The organism is Salana multivorans, from assembly GCF_003751805.1.
GTDB classification, from domain to species: Bacteria; Actinomycetota; Actinomycetes; order Actinomycetales; family Beutenbergiaceae; genus Salana; species Salana multivorans.
Window position 1 is genome coordinate 652,765 of the sequence record NZ_RKHQ01000002.1, and the last position, 14,539, is coordinate 667,303.

The 14,539-nt window shown below is 74.4% G+C and carries 11 protein-coding genes; 6 read left to right on the forward strand and 5 right to left on the reverse strand.

The annotated features are described in order from the left end of the window. Position 1: 1 nt before the first annotated feature. From EDD28_RS15180 to EDD28_RS15205, 6 genes are read left to right on the forward strand one after another with little or no spacing between them, the layout of a single operon-like run. Positions 2-688, forward strand: a complete 687-nt coding sequence (locus EDD28_RS15180) for a trimeric intracellular cation channel family protein (RefSeq protein WP_245968106.1) — start codon at positions 2-4, stop codon at positions 686-688. 19 nt (positions 689-707) lie between these two features. Beyond that, positions 708-1,388 (forward strand): NUDIX hydrolase, encoded by a 681-nt coding sequence (locus EDD28_RS15185; RefSeq protein ID WP_123740580.1) that lies wholly within the window; start codon positions 708-710, stop codon positions 1,386-1,388. After that, a complete protein-coding gene (locus EDD28_RS15190; protein ID WP_170169515.1) occupies positions 1,385-2,350 on the forward strand; it encodes a phosphotransferase in 966 nt (321 codons plus the stop codon). Before EDD28_RS15185 ends, EDD28_RS15190 begins: the two co-directional genes overlap by 4 nt. A 4-nt stretch (positions 2,351-2,354) precedes the next feature. After that, on the forward strand, positions 2,355-3,068 hold the full coding sequence (locus EDD28_RS15195) for a GNAT family N-acetyltransferase (RefSeq protein WP_123740582.1): 714 nt from the start codon (positions 2,355-2,357) through the stop codon (positions 3,066-3,068). Beyond that, positions 3,065-3,805 (forward strand): class I SAM-dependent methyltransferase, encoded by a 741-nt coding sequence (locus EDD28_RS15200; protein ID WP_123740583.1) that lies wholly within the window; start codon positions 3,065-3,067, stop codon positions 3,803-3,805. Before EDD28_RS15195 ends, EDD28_RS15200 begins: the two co-directional genes overlap by 4 nt. Further along, a complete protein-coding gene (locus tag EDD28_RS15205; protein ID WP_123740584.1) occupies positions 3,805-4,443 on the forward strand; it encodes a histidine phosphatase family protein in 639 nt (212 codons plus the stop codon). The genes EDD28_RS15200 and EDD28_RS15205 overlap by 1 nt, the downstream gene beginning before the upstream one ends. A gap of 43 nt (positions 4,444-4,486) precedes the next feature. Here EDD28_RS15205 and EDD28_RS15210 read toward each other — a convergent pair whose 3' ends face one another. From EDD28_RS15210 to EDD28_RS15230, 5 genes are all read right to left on the reverse strand, one after another. Continuing rightward, positions 4,487-5,797 (reverse strand): serpin family protein, encoded by a 1,311-nt coding sequence (locus tag EDD28_RS15210; protein ID WP_123740585.1) that lies wholly within the window; start codon positions 5,795-5,797, stop codon positions 4,487-4,489. 86 nt (positions 5,798-5,883) lie between these two features. Further along, positions 5,884-8,733, reverse strand: a complete 2,850-nt coding sequence (gene acnA / locus EDD28_RS15215) for an aconitate hydratase AcnA (protein ID WP_123740586.1) — start codon at positions 8,731-8,733, stop codon at positions 5,884-5,886. Between the two features lie 36 nt (positions 8,734-8,769). Then, positions 8,770-11,274: an HAD-IC family P-type ATPase gene (locus EDD28_RS15220; RefSeq protein WP_123740587.1), complete on the reverse strand. Its 2,505-nt coding sequence runs from the start codon at positions 11,272-11,274 to the stop codon at positions 8,770-8,772. 273 nt (positions 11,275-11,547) lie between these two features. Beyond that, positions 11,548-12,948, reverse strand: coding sequence for an Ig domain-containing protein (locus tag EDD28_RS15225; protein WP_123740588.1), 1,401 nt, complete (start codon positions 12,946-12,948; stop codon positions 11,548-11,550). 121 nt (positions 12,949-13,069) lie between these two features. Then, on the reverse strand, positions 13,070-14,446 hold the full coding sequence (locus EDD28_RS15230; protein WP_170169516.1) for an RNA polymerase sigma factor: 1,377 nt from the start codon (positions 14,444-14,446) through the stop codon (positions 13,070-13,072). Between the last annotated feature and the right edge of the window lie 93 nt (positions 14,447-14,539).

Below are 14,539 nucleotides of genomic sequence, written 5' to 3' on the forward strand. Positions count from 1 at the left end.
GGTGATCCTCGCCGACTCGGGGGTCGACGTCGTCGCCGCCAGCAGCGAGCTGGTCCGCGTCCTCGACCTCCTCGGCGTCGCCGCCAACGTCCTGCTCGCCGGCATGCTCGCGCGCGAGAAGAGGTTCGACCTCGTCGGCTTCCTCGTCCTCGGGATCGCGGCCGGGCTCGGCGGGGGCATGCTGCGCGACACGCTGCTGCAGCGCGGCACGCCGATCGCCCTGACCGACCTCAGCTACCTCGGGGTCGCCGTCGCGACCGCCGTCGTCGCCTACCTCGTCAACATCGACGGACGCTGGTGGCACCGCGGCGCCCGCGTCATCGACGCGATCGCCCTCGGCACGTGGGGCGCGGTCGGCGCGCAGAAGGCGATCGGGCTCGGCCTGCACTGGCTGCCGGCGATCATGCTCGGCACGATCACGGCCGTCGGCGGCGGGATGGTCCGCGACCTCCTGCTGCTGCGCACCCCGATCGTGTTCGGCGGCAACACCCTCTACGCGACGTGCGCGAGCGCGGCGGCCGCCGTCGTCGTCCTCGCCGACTGGGCGACCGGCGGCGACTACAAGGGCCTCACGACGCTCGCCGCCGCGATGGTCGGGGCCGCGATGTGCCTCGTGTCCTACCGGCTCGGCTGGCGGCTGCCTGCCGCGCGCGAGTGGCGGCTCGGTCGCCGGCCGAGGCCGACGTGAGTCCGTCCAGGAGGACGCCGTGACCGCGGCCGGGTGGGCGCGCGACGACCTCGTCGCGCTGTGGCGGCGCGGGGGCTGGAGCACGGCGCTCGGCCGCCCGCGTCCCGGCGGCCCGACGCCGCGGCGCAGCGCGGTGCTCCTGCTCTTCGGGCTGCTGGAGACGAGCGACCACGCCGACCCCGCGTCCGCCGACGTCGACCTGCTCCTCACCCGGCGCTCCGACGACCTGCGCCACCACCCGGGCCAGGTCGCCTTCCCCGGTGGCGGGCTCGACCCGGGCGAGGACGCGGTCGACGCCGCCGTCCGCGAGGCGCACGAGGAGACCGGGCTCGACCCGCGCGGCGTCGAGCCGATCGGTCCCCTCGCGGACGTGCCCGTGACCGTCAGCGGCAACGTCGTGACGCCCGTGCTCGCGTGGTGGCGCGTGCCGTCGGCGCTGCGGCCGGACGGGACCGAGACCGCCGAGGTGTTTCGCGTCCCCGTCCCCCAGCTGGTCGACCCGGCCAACCGCGGCACCGTCCTCGGCGAGCACGCCGGCCAGCGGTTCGCCACACCGGCGTTCACCGTCCCCGACGTCCCGCTCGTGTGGGGGTTCACCGCCTACGTCCTGGACGCCGTGCTCGACGCGCTCGGCTGGGCCGTTCCCTGGGACGCCGACCGCGTCGTCCCGCTCCCCCGACCGCCGGGCACGACGCCGTGACCGGGCGGCCGCCGGGTGACACCGGGATCGTCGACGCGGATGACGACGGCGTGACGCAGGACGCCGTCGTGGCCCGCGTCCTGGCCTCGGGTGCGCCCGGGCTGCTCGACCTGCCCCGCCGGGTCGTCGCGGAGGGCTGGGACAACCTCCTCGTCCGCCTCGGCGACGACCTCGTGCTCCGGCTGCCGCGACGCGCCCGGACCGCGGAGCTCGTCGCCACCGAGCAGCGCTGGCTGCCCGTGCTCGCGCCGTCGCTGCCCGTCGCGGTCCCCGTCCCCGTCGTCGCCGGTCGGCCGGGGCCCGACTTCCCGTGGCCGTGGAGCGTGCTGGCGTGGCGAGAGGGCGAGGTCGCCGGCTCGCGGCCGCGCTCGCGCGCGACGGCGTGGGTCCCGGACCTGGCCGCGGCCCTCGCCGCGCTGCACCGGCCCGCCCCGGCGGAGGCACCGCACAACCCGGTGCGCGCCGTGCCGCTGGCGGAGCGCGACCGGGTGGTCCGGGAGCGGCTGGAGCGTGGCCGGCTGCGCGGTCTCGACGTCTCGGCGGCGCTCGAGGTCTGGGCGCGCGGCGTCGCGGCCCCCGCGTGGGGGTCGGCGCCGGTCTGGGTGCACGGCGACCCTCATCCGAACAACCTCCTCGTGCGTCCCGGGCCGGACGACGGGCCGGACCGGCTGGACGCGCTGCTCGACTGGGGCGACCTGTCCGCCGGGGACCCCGCCTGCGACCTCGCCGCCGCGTGGCTCGTCCCGGACCGGGTGGGCCGGACGGTGTTCGTCGCCGCCTACGACGACCTGGTCGGCGCACGAGCCGACGGGCACGCGGACGACCCCGGCCGCTGGGACCGTGCCGCGGCCTGGGCGGTGTCGATGGCCAGCAGCGTCGTCGTCGACGCGCCGGACGACGCGGCCAACCGGCGCTGGGCCGACGCAACCCTGCGCGAGATCGCGGAGAGGTCCCTAGGCTGATCCCGTGACAGCCGAGGCCCTGACGACCGTCGACCTGACCGCGCCGGACGAGGCGCCGCAGCTCCTGCGGGCGGCGTTCGACGCCGTCCTGCGTCCCTCGTTCACCGGCGACGAGCTCGGCGGCCCCGAGACGATCGAGCCGTCCGAGCGCCGCGTCGTCAGCATCGTCTCGACGGCCGCCGGCGAGCCGATGGGCGTCGCCGTGACGGACCTCGACCCGGACGGGATCAGCCTGCTCGCCAACCTGGCCGTGAGCCCGGCGAGCCGCGGCCTCGGGGTCGGGGCGCGCCTGATGAGCCACCTCGCCGAGGTCTGGGCGGCGCGCGCCGGGGTCGTCCTCGCGGAGGTGCACGACCCGCGCGGTCACGCGGACACCCCGAGCGAGCACCCGCTCGCCCGGCTCCGGTTCTACGAGCGCGCCGGTGCCCGGGTGCTCGACACGCCCTTCGTCCAGCCGGCGCTCCACCCCGGCGCCGCGCGCGTCCCGGACATGCTGCTGCTCGTGCTGCACCCCGTCGGCCCGGCGGGTGCGGTCGACGCCGTGGACTCGGCCGAGCTCGCCGAGTGGATCCGGCGCTACTACGTCGCCGTCGAGGGGACGGACCCGACGGACCCGACGGCACGCCGGCTGCTCGCCCGGGTACGGGAGCGCGAGAGCGTCCCGGCCTGGCCGCTGGCGCGCTGGCGGGACGTCGCCCGGCTTACCCTCGACGGATGAGCGACCCCCTCGCCACGTCCTTCGGCCGCGCCGCCCGCACCTACGAGGCCGGTCGGCCGTCCTACCCGGAGGCGGCCGTCGCCTGGCTGCTCGGCGGGCCGGAACGGCCGCGACCGCGGGTCCTCGACGTCGGCGCCGGGACGGGCAAGCTCACCCGCGCGGTGCTGGCCAGCGGGGCCGAGGTCGTCGCCGTCGACCCGGACCCCGACATGCTCGCCGTCCTGCGCGAGCAGGTGCCCGGCGTCCCCACGATGGTCGGCACGGCCGAGGCGCTGCCGGTACCCGACGGGTGCGTCGACGTCGTCGTGCTGGGGCAGGCGTGGCACTGGGTCGAGCCCGTCGCCGGGTGCCGTGAGGTCGCCCGCGTCCTGCGCCCCGGCGGTCACCTCGGCCTGGTGTGGAACACGCGCGACGAGTCCGTCCCGTGGGTGGCCCGGCTCACCCGGATCATGCGCGGCAGCAACGCCGAGGCGATGCTCGCCGCCGGGGATCCGCCCCTCGCTGCGCCGTTCTCAGCCGACCGGCTCGAACGCGCGACGTGGACGTGGTCGCGCGAGGTGACCCGCGCGGACCTGCTCGCGATGGCGCGCTCGCGCAGCTACGTCATCACCGCCGAGCCGCGGGAGCTGGAACGGATCGAGCGCGAGCTGGCCGACCTGCTAGACGAGGTCGGCGCGACCGGCGACGCCGCGGTCGCGCTCCCCTACGTCACCTCGGCGTTCCGGGCCGCCGCCTGATGGAGCGCGTCCTCGTCGTCACGCATCCCGAGGCCACCCACCACGTCGACCGCGTCGTCGGGGGCTGGTTCGACTCCTCGCTCACCGAGCGGGGGCTGCGACGCGCGGCCGAGATCGCCGCCTACGTGCGGGCGGCGATCCCGCGCGACGCCGAGCCGCAGCTCGTCACCTCCGACCTGCTGCGGACCCGCCAGACCGCCGACGCGATCGGCGCCGAGCTCGGCGTCGTCCCCGCGCTCGACGCGGACCTGCGGGAGAAGTCCTACGGCGTCGCCGGCGGACGACCCCAGGCGTGGCTGGACGAGCGGTTCATCCCTCCGCCGGCCGCTGGCGACCGGCTGGGGCACGTGGAGGGGATCGACGGCGCCGAGACCATGGGCCGGTGCGTCGCGCGCGTCTACGCCGCCGTCGCCCGGCTCACGCAGCGACCGGCCGCGCACCGGGTCGTCGTCACCCACGGCGGGACGGCGGGCTTCGTCATCGCGGCCTGGCTGCGGATCCCCGCGGCGGCGTGCGGCGACGCCCGGTTCCGGGTGCCGTCGGGCAGCGTGTCGGTGCTGGAGCTCGACGACCGGTACCACAACCGCTCGCTCGTCGCCCTGGGGGTCACCGACCTGGCGGTCGGCTCCCCCGGGTAGGGCCCAGGACGGGAGGGTCTCGACGCCAGCCGCGCCCACGGCTCTACGGCTCGCGGACCGCGGCGAGGAACAGCGTGGCGCCGGTGTCGTCGTGGGACAGGCGCAGCAGGAACGGCCGGTCGAACCGGACGACGACCTCCTCCCGCTCGACGGGGGCCGCGCCGGCCTCCATCCCGAGCTCCGTGACGGCCGCCGCGACCGTCCCCTCCTCGTCGAGCCGCAGCCGCGCCTGCTGGAACGCCTGGGAGACGAACAGCGGCTCGGTCGTCGTGATGCCGGACAGGTCCGGCTCCTCGAGGAGGCCGCCGAGCCCGACGACGCCGAGCGCGTCGCGCAGGTCGAGCACGTCCGGCTTCAGGTCCAGCACGGGCACCGACACGACGACGTCGGTGTCGTCGTCCGCCGTGACCACCGGCGTGGCCCCGGTCCCGGTCCGCAGCGCGGTCAGGACGGTGTCGGGCACGTCCGCCGGGTCGACGCCGTCGGGCGGGAGCACGAGGTCGGCGGAGAAGCCCTCGACGTAGGGCAGCCGGACGGCCCGCCAGCCGTCGGCGTCGGTGACGCTCCAGGACCGGCCGCTCGACCCGTGCATCGTCGGCACCGCGCGGGTGCCGTCGGCCGTGGTGAAGTCGTCGTCGTAGGTCGCGGGCTCGGCGAAGGGCACCTCCCAGCGAGCGGCCAGCACGATCGCGTCCTGCAGGACGAGGCGCAGGTCGGCGTTCGGGGTGATCGCCGACTTCTCGATCAGCCCGCCCGTCTCTCGCCTCACCCAGGCGTCCAGGGTCTTCTTCGCGGCGGCGTCGCCGAGGTCGAGCGTCTCGAGGGAGGCGTCGTAGCCGGAGGAGAGCACGTCGAGGTAGGACTGCTCCGGGACGAGCTGGTCGTCCAGCAGCGCGCGCGTCGCCAGGTGGAGGACGGGGGTCTCGGGCAGCTCGTCGCCGGCCGCGACCGCCGGGTCGCCGTCGTAGGCGAGCAGCGCCTCGCGCAGGGCTCCGACGCTCGCGGTCCGGTCGGCGCCCGAGGCGCCCAGCGCGTCGTCGAGCGCCGTCGCCGTCTCGCCGCGAGCACCCTCGGCGAGCATGCTGAGGGCGACCGTGAGACTGAGCGGCGACACGACGACGTTCGGGTCGTCCGCCGTCGTGAGCATCGCGAGCCCGAGCCGGTCGGAGGCCGCGAGGACGCCGTCGAGGTCCGGCGCCTCCGCGAGCGTGACGGGGACGTACGGGGCGTCACCGGTGTGGACCGTCGTGTCGACACCCTGGCCACCGCACGCGGCGAGGACGCCGCAGCCGAGAGCGAGGGCGGCGGAGGCCGCAGCGACGTGGCGGGGGCGCGGGCGGTTCGTCGGGGTCATACCTGGCCTGTGTCGGGAGCCGCGCGGCTCTTGCGTGCGGCGGCGAGACCGCGGGACCGGTGACCGGCCCCGCGGTTCGACGCGGCTCAGTCGACGAGCGAGCGGAGCACGTACTGCAGGATGCCGCCGTTGCGGTAGTAGTCGGCCTCGCCGGGGGTGTCGATCCGGACGACGGCGTCGAACTCGACCGTCTCCTTGCCCTCGGGCGAGAACTCGCTCGGCTCGGCGACGACGTGCACCGTGCGGGGCGTCACGCCCGCGTTGAGCTGCTCCAGGCCCGTGATCGAGATGACCTCGGTGCCGTCGAGGCCGAGCGAGGCCCAGCTCTCCCCCGCGGGGAACTGGAGCGGGACGACGCCCATCCCGATGAGGTTCGAGCGGTGGATCCGCTCGAAGCTCTCCGTGATGACGGCCTTGACGCCCAGGAGGCTCGTGCCCTTCGCCGCCCAGTCGCGCGAGGAGCCCGAGCCGTACTCCTTGCCGCCGAGCACGACGAGCGGGATGCCGGCCTCGCGGTAGTTCTGGCAGGCGTCGTAGATGAAGGCCTGCGGGCCGCCGGGCTGGGTGAAGTCGCGCGTGTAGCCGCCCTCGACGACCGCGCCGTCGTTGACGGCCGAGACGAGGAGGTTCTTCAGCCGGATGTTCGCGAACGTCCCGCGGATCATCACCTCGTGGTTGCCGCGGCGCGAGCCGTAGGAGTTGAAGTCGCGCTGCGCGACGCCGTGCGCCGTGAGGTACTGCGCGGCCGGCGTGCCCAGCTTGATGTTCCCGGCCGGGGAGATGTGGTCCGTCGTGACCGAGTCGCCCAGCGTCGCCATGACGCGCGCGCCGACGATGTCCCGCACCGGCGTGAGCTCCATCGTCATGCCATCGAAGTACGGGGGCTTGCGGACGTACGTCGACTCCTCGTTCCACTCGAAGACCGGGCCGGTCGGGGTGGGGAGGGTGCGCCAGCGCTCGTCGCCGTCGAACACGGTGGCGTACTGCTTGATGAACTGCTCGCGCGAGATCGAGGAGTCGATGATCTCCTGCACCTCCTCCGGGGAGGGCCAGATGTCGCGCAGGTAGACGTCGTTGCCGTCCCGGTCCCGCCCGAGCGGGTCGGTCTCGAAGTCGAAGTGCATCGAGCCGGCCAGCGCGTACGCCACGACCAGCGGCGGGGAGGCGAGGTAGTTCATCTTCACGTCGGGGCTGATCCGGCCCTCGAAGTTCCGGTTGCCCGACAGGACCGCCGTGACGGCGAGGTCGTGCTCGTTGATCGCCGCGGAGACCTCGTCGATGAGCGGACCGGAGTTGCCGATGCAGATCGTGCAGCCGTAGCCGACGGTGTAGAAGTCGAGCCCCTCGAGCGCCTTGTCCAGGCCGGACTTCTCGTAGTAGTCCGTCACGACCTTCGAGCCGGGGCCGAGCGTCGTCTTGACCCAGGGCTTGCGGCGCAGCCCGCGGTCGACGGCCTTCTTCGCCAGCAGCCCGGCCGCGATCATGACCGACGGGTTGGACGTGTTGGTGCAGGAGGTGATGGCGGCGAGCGTCACGGCGCCGTTGTCGAGCAGGTAGGCCTCGCCCTCGGGCGTCGTCACGCGCACGGGCTTGGAGGCGACGTGCGGCGCACCGGAGGAGATGACGACCTCGCGCGTCTCGTGGTCCTCGTCGCCCGGCGCGATCCCCGGGTCGGAGGCCGGGAAGGAGTGCCGCGAGTCGAGGTCGACGATCGAGTGGGAGACCTCGGAGCTCGTGTAGTGGAGGATGTCCCGCTCGAACTGCTCCTTGGCCTCGGACAGCAGGATGCGGTCCTGGGGGCGCTTCGGGCCGGCGATGGAGGGGACGACGGTGCCGAGGTCGAGCTCGAGGTACTCGCTGTAGCTCGGCTCGTTCGCGGCGTCGTGCCAGAGCGACTGCTCCTTGGCGTACGCCTCGACCAGCGCGACCGCCTGCTCGCTGCGACCGGTCAGGCGCAGGTAGTCGAGCGTGACGTCGTCGATCGGGAAGATCGCGGCGGTCGAGCCGAACTCCGGGCTCATGTTGCCGATGGTGGCGCGGTTGGCCAGCGGGACGGAGCCGACGCCGGCACCGTAGAACTCGACGAACTTCCCGACGACGCCGTGCTTGCGCAGCATGTCGGTGATGGTGAGCACGACGTCGGTGGCCGTGACACCGGCCGGGATCTCCCCGCTCAGCCGGAACCCGACGACCCGCGGGATGAGCATCGAGACGGGCTGGCCGAGCATGGCCGCCTCGGCCTCGATGCCGCCGACGCCCCAGCCCAGCACGCCGAGGCCGTTGACCATCGTGGTGTGGGAGTCGGTGCCGACGCACGTGTCCGGGTAGGCGCGCAGGACGCGGTCGCCGCCGACCGTGACCTCGCGGTCGTAGACGACCTTCGCCAGGTGCTCGATGTTGACCTGGTGGACGATGCCGGTGCCCGGCGGGACGACCTTGAAGTCGTCGAACGCCGTCTGGCCCCAGCGCAGGAACTGGTAGCGCTCGCCGTTGCGCTCGTACTCGATCTCGACGTTGCGCTCGAGCGCGTTCGGCGTGCCGAACAGGTCGGCGATGACGGAGTGGTCGATCACCATCTCGGCGGGCGAGAGCGGGTTGATCCGGTTCGGGTCGCCGCCGAGCGCCGTCACGGCCTCGCGCATCGTGGCGAGGTCGACGATGCAGGGGACGCCGGTGAAGTCCTGCATGACGACGCGGGCCGGCGTGAACTGGATCTCGGTGTCCGGCTCCGCGTCAGGGTTCCACCCGCCGAGGGCCTCGATCTGGGCCTTCGTGACGTTGGCACCGTCCTCGGTGCGCAGCAGGTTCTCCAGGAGGACCTTGAGGCTGAAGGGCAGCTTCTCGTACCCCGGCACCCGGTCGATCCGGAAGATCTCGTACTCGGTGCCCGCGACCTCGAGGGTCCCCTTGGCTCCGAAGCTGTCGACCGTACTCATGGGTACTCCTCGCTGTCACCGCAAATTATCTCGACGTCAAGATATCTTAGCGCTCCGCGGCTCCGTCGCTCGACTCGCCCAGGCCCGCCCGACCCGCCGGACGACGACGAGCAGCGCCCCGCCGACCACGACGACGGCCCCGACGAGGCCCCAGTGCGCGAGCGTCGGCCGCTCGACCAGGAAGAAGTCGGCGGCGAGCGGCACGTAGGGCGCGGCGAGCCCGGCGGCCAGCAGCACGACGACCATGACGCCCTTCCACCAGACCGGCTCCCCCGCGTGCAGCACGACGACGACCATCCCCAGCCCGAGCGCGACGAACGTGGCGAGCGTGCGCGCCATCTCCTCCCCCGCGCTCTCCCGGACGGCGAGGTAGACGGTCAGCGCCGCGGCGGCGAACAGCACGCCCGCGGGGATCGCGAAGGCGAGGACGCGGCGGAGGAAGCCGGGCACGTACCGCTGGCCGCTCGGCGGCAGCGAGAGGAGGAAGCCGGGGATGCCGATGGTGAGCGCGCTCACCAGGGTGAGCTGCCGGGGCAGGAACGGGTACCCGATCGGGAGGGCGAACGCGGCGAGGATCGTGACGAGGGCCAGCACCGTGGAGTAGGCCGTCTTGACCAGGAAGAAGTTCGCGACCCGCTCCATGTTCGCGATGACGCGCCGTCCCTGCGCGAGGACGCCCGGGAGCACCGAGAACCGACCGTCGAGCAGGACCAGCCGGGACACGGCCTTGGTGGCGCGCGCGCCGTTGCCCATGGCGATGCCGAGGTCGGCGGTCTTGATCGCCAGCGCGTCGTTGACGCCGTCACCCGTCATCGCGACGGTGTGGCCCGAGTGCTGGAGCGCCTCGACGATCGCGACCTTCTGCTCCGGCGTGACGCGGCCGAGCACGGGCGCGTCCTCGAGGAGGTCGGCGAGCCGCGTCACGTCCTCGGGCAGCGAGCGGGCGTCGGTCCCCTCCACCGCCTCTCCGGGGCCGAGCAGCTCCACCTTCGTCGCGATCGCCCCGACCGTCTCGGGGTTGTCGCCCGAGACCACGTGCAGCTCCACGTCCTGGTCGCGGAAGAAGGCGAGCGTCCGGGCCGCGTCGTCGCGCACGTGCTCGGCGAGCACGGCGAGGGCGACGGGCGTCACGGCCGGGCCGACCCCGGCGTCGACCTGTGGCAGCGCGTCGGTCCGCCCGAGCAGGACGACGCGCGAGCCGGTGGTGGCCAGCCCGGCCGCCGTCCGCAGCGCGCCCCTGGCGACGTCGTCGTCCCGGTCCGCGAGGACGAACTCGGGGGCGCCGAGGACCCAGGAGCCGGCCGCGTCGCCGTCGGCGATCTCGAGCGCCGACCACTTGCGCTCGGACGAGAACGGCACGCGCTCGCCCACCCGCGGGGCCGCGACGTCCGCCGGGACGGCCCCGGCGAGCGCCCCCGCCGTCGCGTTGGCCTCGGGATCGCTCGCGATGCCCGCGACGGCGAGCCACGTGGCGTGCGGAACCTCGCCGGTCCGCGCGCCGTCGGCGCCGAGCGGCACGACCTCGTCGCACGCGACGGCGCCGTCGGTGATCGTTCCCGTCTTGTCCAGGCACAGCGCGTCGACGCGGGCCAGGATCTCGACGGCCGGAAGCTCCTGGACGAGCACGTTCTGCCGCGCGAGCACGACGGCGGCGAGCGCGAAGTTGATCGAGACGAGGAGCACGAGGCCGTCCGGGATCATCCCGACGACGCCGGCGACGGCCTGGACGACCGCGTCGCGCCACGTCCCCGTCGACGTCACCTCGTGCCAGCCGCCGAGCGCGCGGACCTGGGACAGGCCGAGCAGCAGCGCCATCGGCACGATGATCCAGCTCACGACGCGCAGGATCGAGCGGATCGCCCCCTGGAGCTCGGACGAGGCGAGGGAGTACCGGCGGGCAGCTGCGGTGATCCTCTGCGCGTAGGAGTCGGCGCCGACGCGGTTCGCGCGCACGGTCGCGGAGCCCGCGACGATCGAGGAGCCCGAGAGCACCTCGTCGTCGGTCGCCTTGCGCACCGGGCGGGACTCCCCCGTGAGCAGCGACTCGTTGGCCTCCAGCCCGCGGGAGGTGAGCACGACGGCGTCGACGGGCACCTGGTCGCCCGTGCCGAGCTCGAGGACGTCGTCCAGGACGATCTCGGCGACCGGGACCTCGCGCATGCCGCCGGCGCGGTGGACGCGCGCCGTCGGGGCGTCGAGGATCGCGAGGTCGTCCAGCGTCCGCTTGGCGCGGTACTCGGTGAGCACGCCGATGCCGGTGTTGAGCACGAGGACGAAGCCGAACAGCCCGTCCTGCCAGCGTCCGGTCGTCAGCACGAGGACGAACGCGGCGCCGAGCATCGCGTTGAACAGCGTGAAGGTGTTGGCGCGCAGGATCTCCCACACGCTGCGGCTCGAGGCGTCGTCGGTGACGTTGACCCGCCCGGAGGCGACGCGCTCAGCGACCTCGGCGTCGCTCAGGCCGAGCGTCGACCCGGACCCGCCCTCGACGGTCTCGGCACCGGACGGGGACGACGGCGCATGCCTCGGGGAGGTGGTCACCTCGTCATTCTGCCCTGCCGCCGCGCCCGGCCGTCGTGCGGCGCGGCTCTCGCCGGCCCGAGCGGACGCGCGCACCCCACGCGGGAGGCGTTCCGAAGGTGTTCCGAAGGCGTTCCGAAGGCCCGGAGCCCGAGGGGGACGGCTCCGGGCCTTCGTGGCCGGCGACTCCTCGGCTCGTCGCCGGGGGAAGCGAGGAGCGAGGGGTGGGGGTCGCCGACCAGCCGGAGGGCTGGCCGTGAGGGTGGCCGCGCCTCCGGGGTCGTGGTGGCTCGACTAGACGAGCGCCCGCCGGCGCAGGACGAGCGCGCCGGTCCCGGCGGCCAGGAGCACGCCGCCCGCGACGAGACCACCGACGGGACTTCCGCCACCCGTCCACGCGAGCGTCGAGTACGTCGGCACCGGGCTCGGCGTGGCGCCGGCGGACGGGATCGTCGGCGCGGCACTCGGCGTCGTCGTCGGTTCCGGGCTGGGTGTCGTGGGTTCGGGGGTCGGCGTCGGCTCGCCGCTCGGGTCCGTCGAGGGCTCCGGGCTCGGCTCCGGCGTCGCCGCCGGAACGACGACGATGACGTACTCCCGCGCGACCTCGCCGGCCTCGTTGGCCGCCGTGATCGCGACCGGATAGCTTCCCGCCGCGGTCGGGGCACCCGAGATCAGGCCGCTCACGGGGTCGAGCGTGAGACCCGGCGGCAGCGCGCCACCGGTCACGGACAGCTCGATCGGCGAGGTCCCCTCGACCTCGACGGTCGCCGCGTACGGGGTCCCGACGGTCGCGTCCGGCAGCGTCGCGGTCGTGATCGACGGCGGCTGGGCGACGTGGTTGCCGATCACCGTGCCGACGGTGATCCACTCCGGTGTCGACCCGCCCGCGCCGTTGGGGAAGCAGGAGAGGTTGAGCCGGTAGTGCGGCGTCCCCGGCTCCGCGCGCTGGACCGTGGCCACGCTGACCTGGACGGCGTTCGCGCCGCCGAAGACGAGATCGAGCGTCGTGCCGGTCCACGAGGACGGGATGTCGATGTCGGCCCAGAGCCCGAGGGTCGCGAGCTCGATCGGACCGACGCCGTCGATCGGGACCACGGGGTCGTCCGCCGTGCCCAGCGGGAAGGGGTCGCTGTCGATCGGCACCGTGAACCGGCTGTACCCCGCGTCGCCGGTGAAGGCAGCGTGCGCGGTGACGTCGCCGACCAGACCATCGTCGTAGGCCTTCTCCCGGATGACGTGGCTCACCGCCGACGGCAGCACTAGCACGAGCTCCGAGCCCCACGGCTCCGGGAATGCCCCGCCCGGCATCGGGTTCCCCGGCAGCCGCTGCTCCCCCGTCCCGACGGCCACGTCCACCGCGACCTGGAACGGGTAGTCCGGCTCGCCGACGGCCGTCATCGACTCCGCGAACCACCACGGCGGGTTGGCCAGCAGGTAGGCGACGTCGTCCGGGTTCGCGGGGTCGGCCGGGTGCGCCCCGTCGTCCGAGTCGTCCGGCACCATGATCGGGTCGCCGTTCTCCCACGTCGTGAAGAAGCACCCCACCTCGAACGTGGCGGTGAGCCCGTCCTGGTTGAACGGGGGCGAGTCGGTCGCCGCCCCCGCCGTCGCTCCGGTGCCGACGGCCGCGAGCGCGGCCAGCAGGGCTGCCGCCCCGCCCGTCCGTCGCGCGCGGTCCCGCATCGTCCTGTCCATCCTCGGTTTCTCCCTCTGGTCGCCTTCTCGAGCGCGGGCGCCGTGTCCCGTGCCTCCATCACTGGATAGGACGGGTCAGCCGGGAGAATCTGTCGGTGCCGGTTCTCCGGCCGGTGCCGGGCTAGAACGGCCCGCCGGCCGTCCCCGTGACGGTGCGCTCGCCGACGGTCGCGACGAGCACGACGTCGTACCCGCCGTCCGTCACGCTCGTCGGGGCATCGAAGGTGAACGTGCCGCCCGGGTCGGACGGCTCGGTGGACGTGCAGGTCACCTCGTCGGCCACCTGGTCGCACGTCCAGGAGTCCGGTCGGTCCGCCAGGGCGGCGCCCGCCGGCACGACGAACGTGAGCGACGCGACCTCCCAGTCCGCGTCGACGACGCCGAAGTCGACGTCCAGCGCCACCACCTGGTCGACCCGCGCGTGGCTCACGTCGAAGTGCGCCTGCGGCGGCGCGGCTGGCGCCCCGGCAAGGCTCGTGCCCGCGACGACCGCACCGGTCACCGCCGCGGTCCCCGCGAGCACCATCGCCAGCCTCGTCGGGGCCGAGAGCGCGGCGATCGTCGTGCGGACAGCGGTCAGCGTCGCGCCGACGACCGGGAGCAGCTGACCCCCGGTGCCGACGGCGGCGGCCGGTCCGCCTGCGGACCCCGCGGCCGACGGACTCGCAGGAGGGACGGCCGACGACGCGCCCGGCGACTGCGCGGCGTCGACCTCGGCCGTCCGCCAGGCCAGCGACACCGGCACGACCAGCGGGAGCAGCGAGTAGCTGCCGCCCATCGCGGCGAACCGCGACCACGCCCGCCGGCAGCGCTGGCAGGAGCGGATGTGGAGCATGCCCGAGCCCTCACCCGTGGCGTCGGGGTCCGGCCCGACGACCTCGGGGAGCAGTCCGGCCGCCTCGCGGCACGACGGCGGGGCGTCCTCCTCCAGACACACCTGCGCGGTGGCGCGACGCAGCGCCGCCCTCGCACGCCGGGACAGCGAGTAGATCGCGGACGCGGGGCGGCCGAGCTCCTCCTCCAGGTCGCGCGGCCGGCGACCGTCGACGATCGTGGCGACCAGCACGCGGCGGTACGGCTCCGAGAGCCGGCCGAGCGCCGCCTCGACCGTGGCGAGCTCGCGGGACAGGTCGCTGCGTCGGTGCTCCTCGTCGTCGGCCACGACGAGGCTCTCGTCGTCGGGGAGCGCGACGACGCGCGAGCGCGGGGACCGGTGCTCGTCCGTCATCCGGTTGCGCATCGACTGGATGACGAAGGCCGTGACGTGGACGCGCGGCCCGCCGCCGCGGCGCCAGAGGCTCAGGAGCGAGGCGATCGCCTCGGCGAGCAGGTCCTCAGGGTCGATCGTCGGGCCGGCGATCCGCCGCGACATCGCCGTCAGCAGGTCCCACCGGCGAGCGAACAGCTCCCCCGCAGCCTCCTGGTCACCCGCGGCGGCCTCCTTGGCCAGCTCGTCGTCGGAACGCTGACGGACGGGCTGGACGGTCGCGTGCGCCACGGAGTCTCCTCGCCGGATGGCCGATCGGGAACGGGCGAGAACGACGTCAAGCACCCCGAGCCGGCCCGTCAGCCATGCTAGGTCGGGTCGACG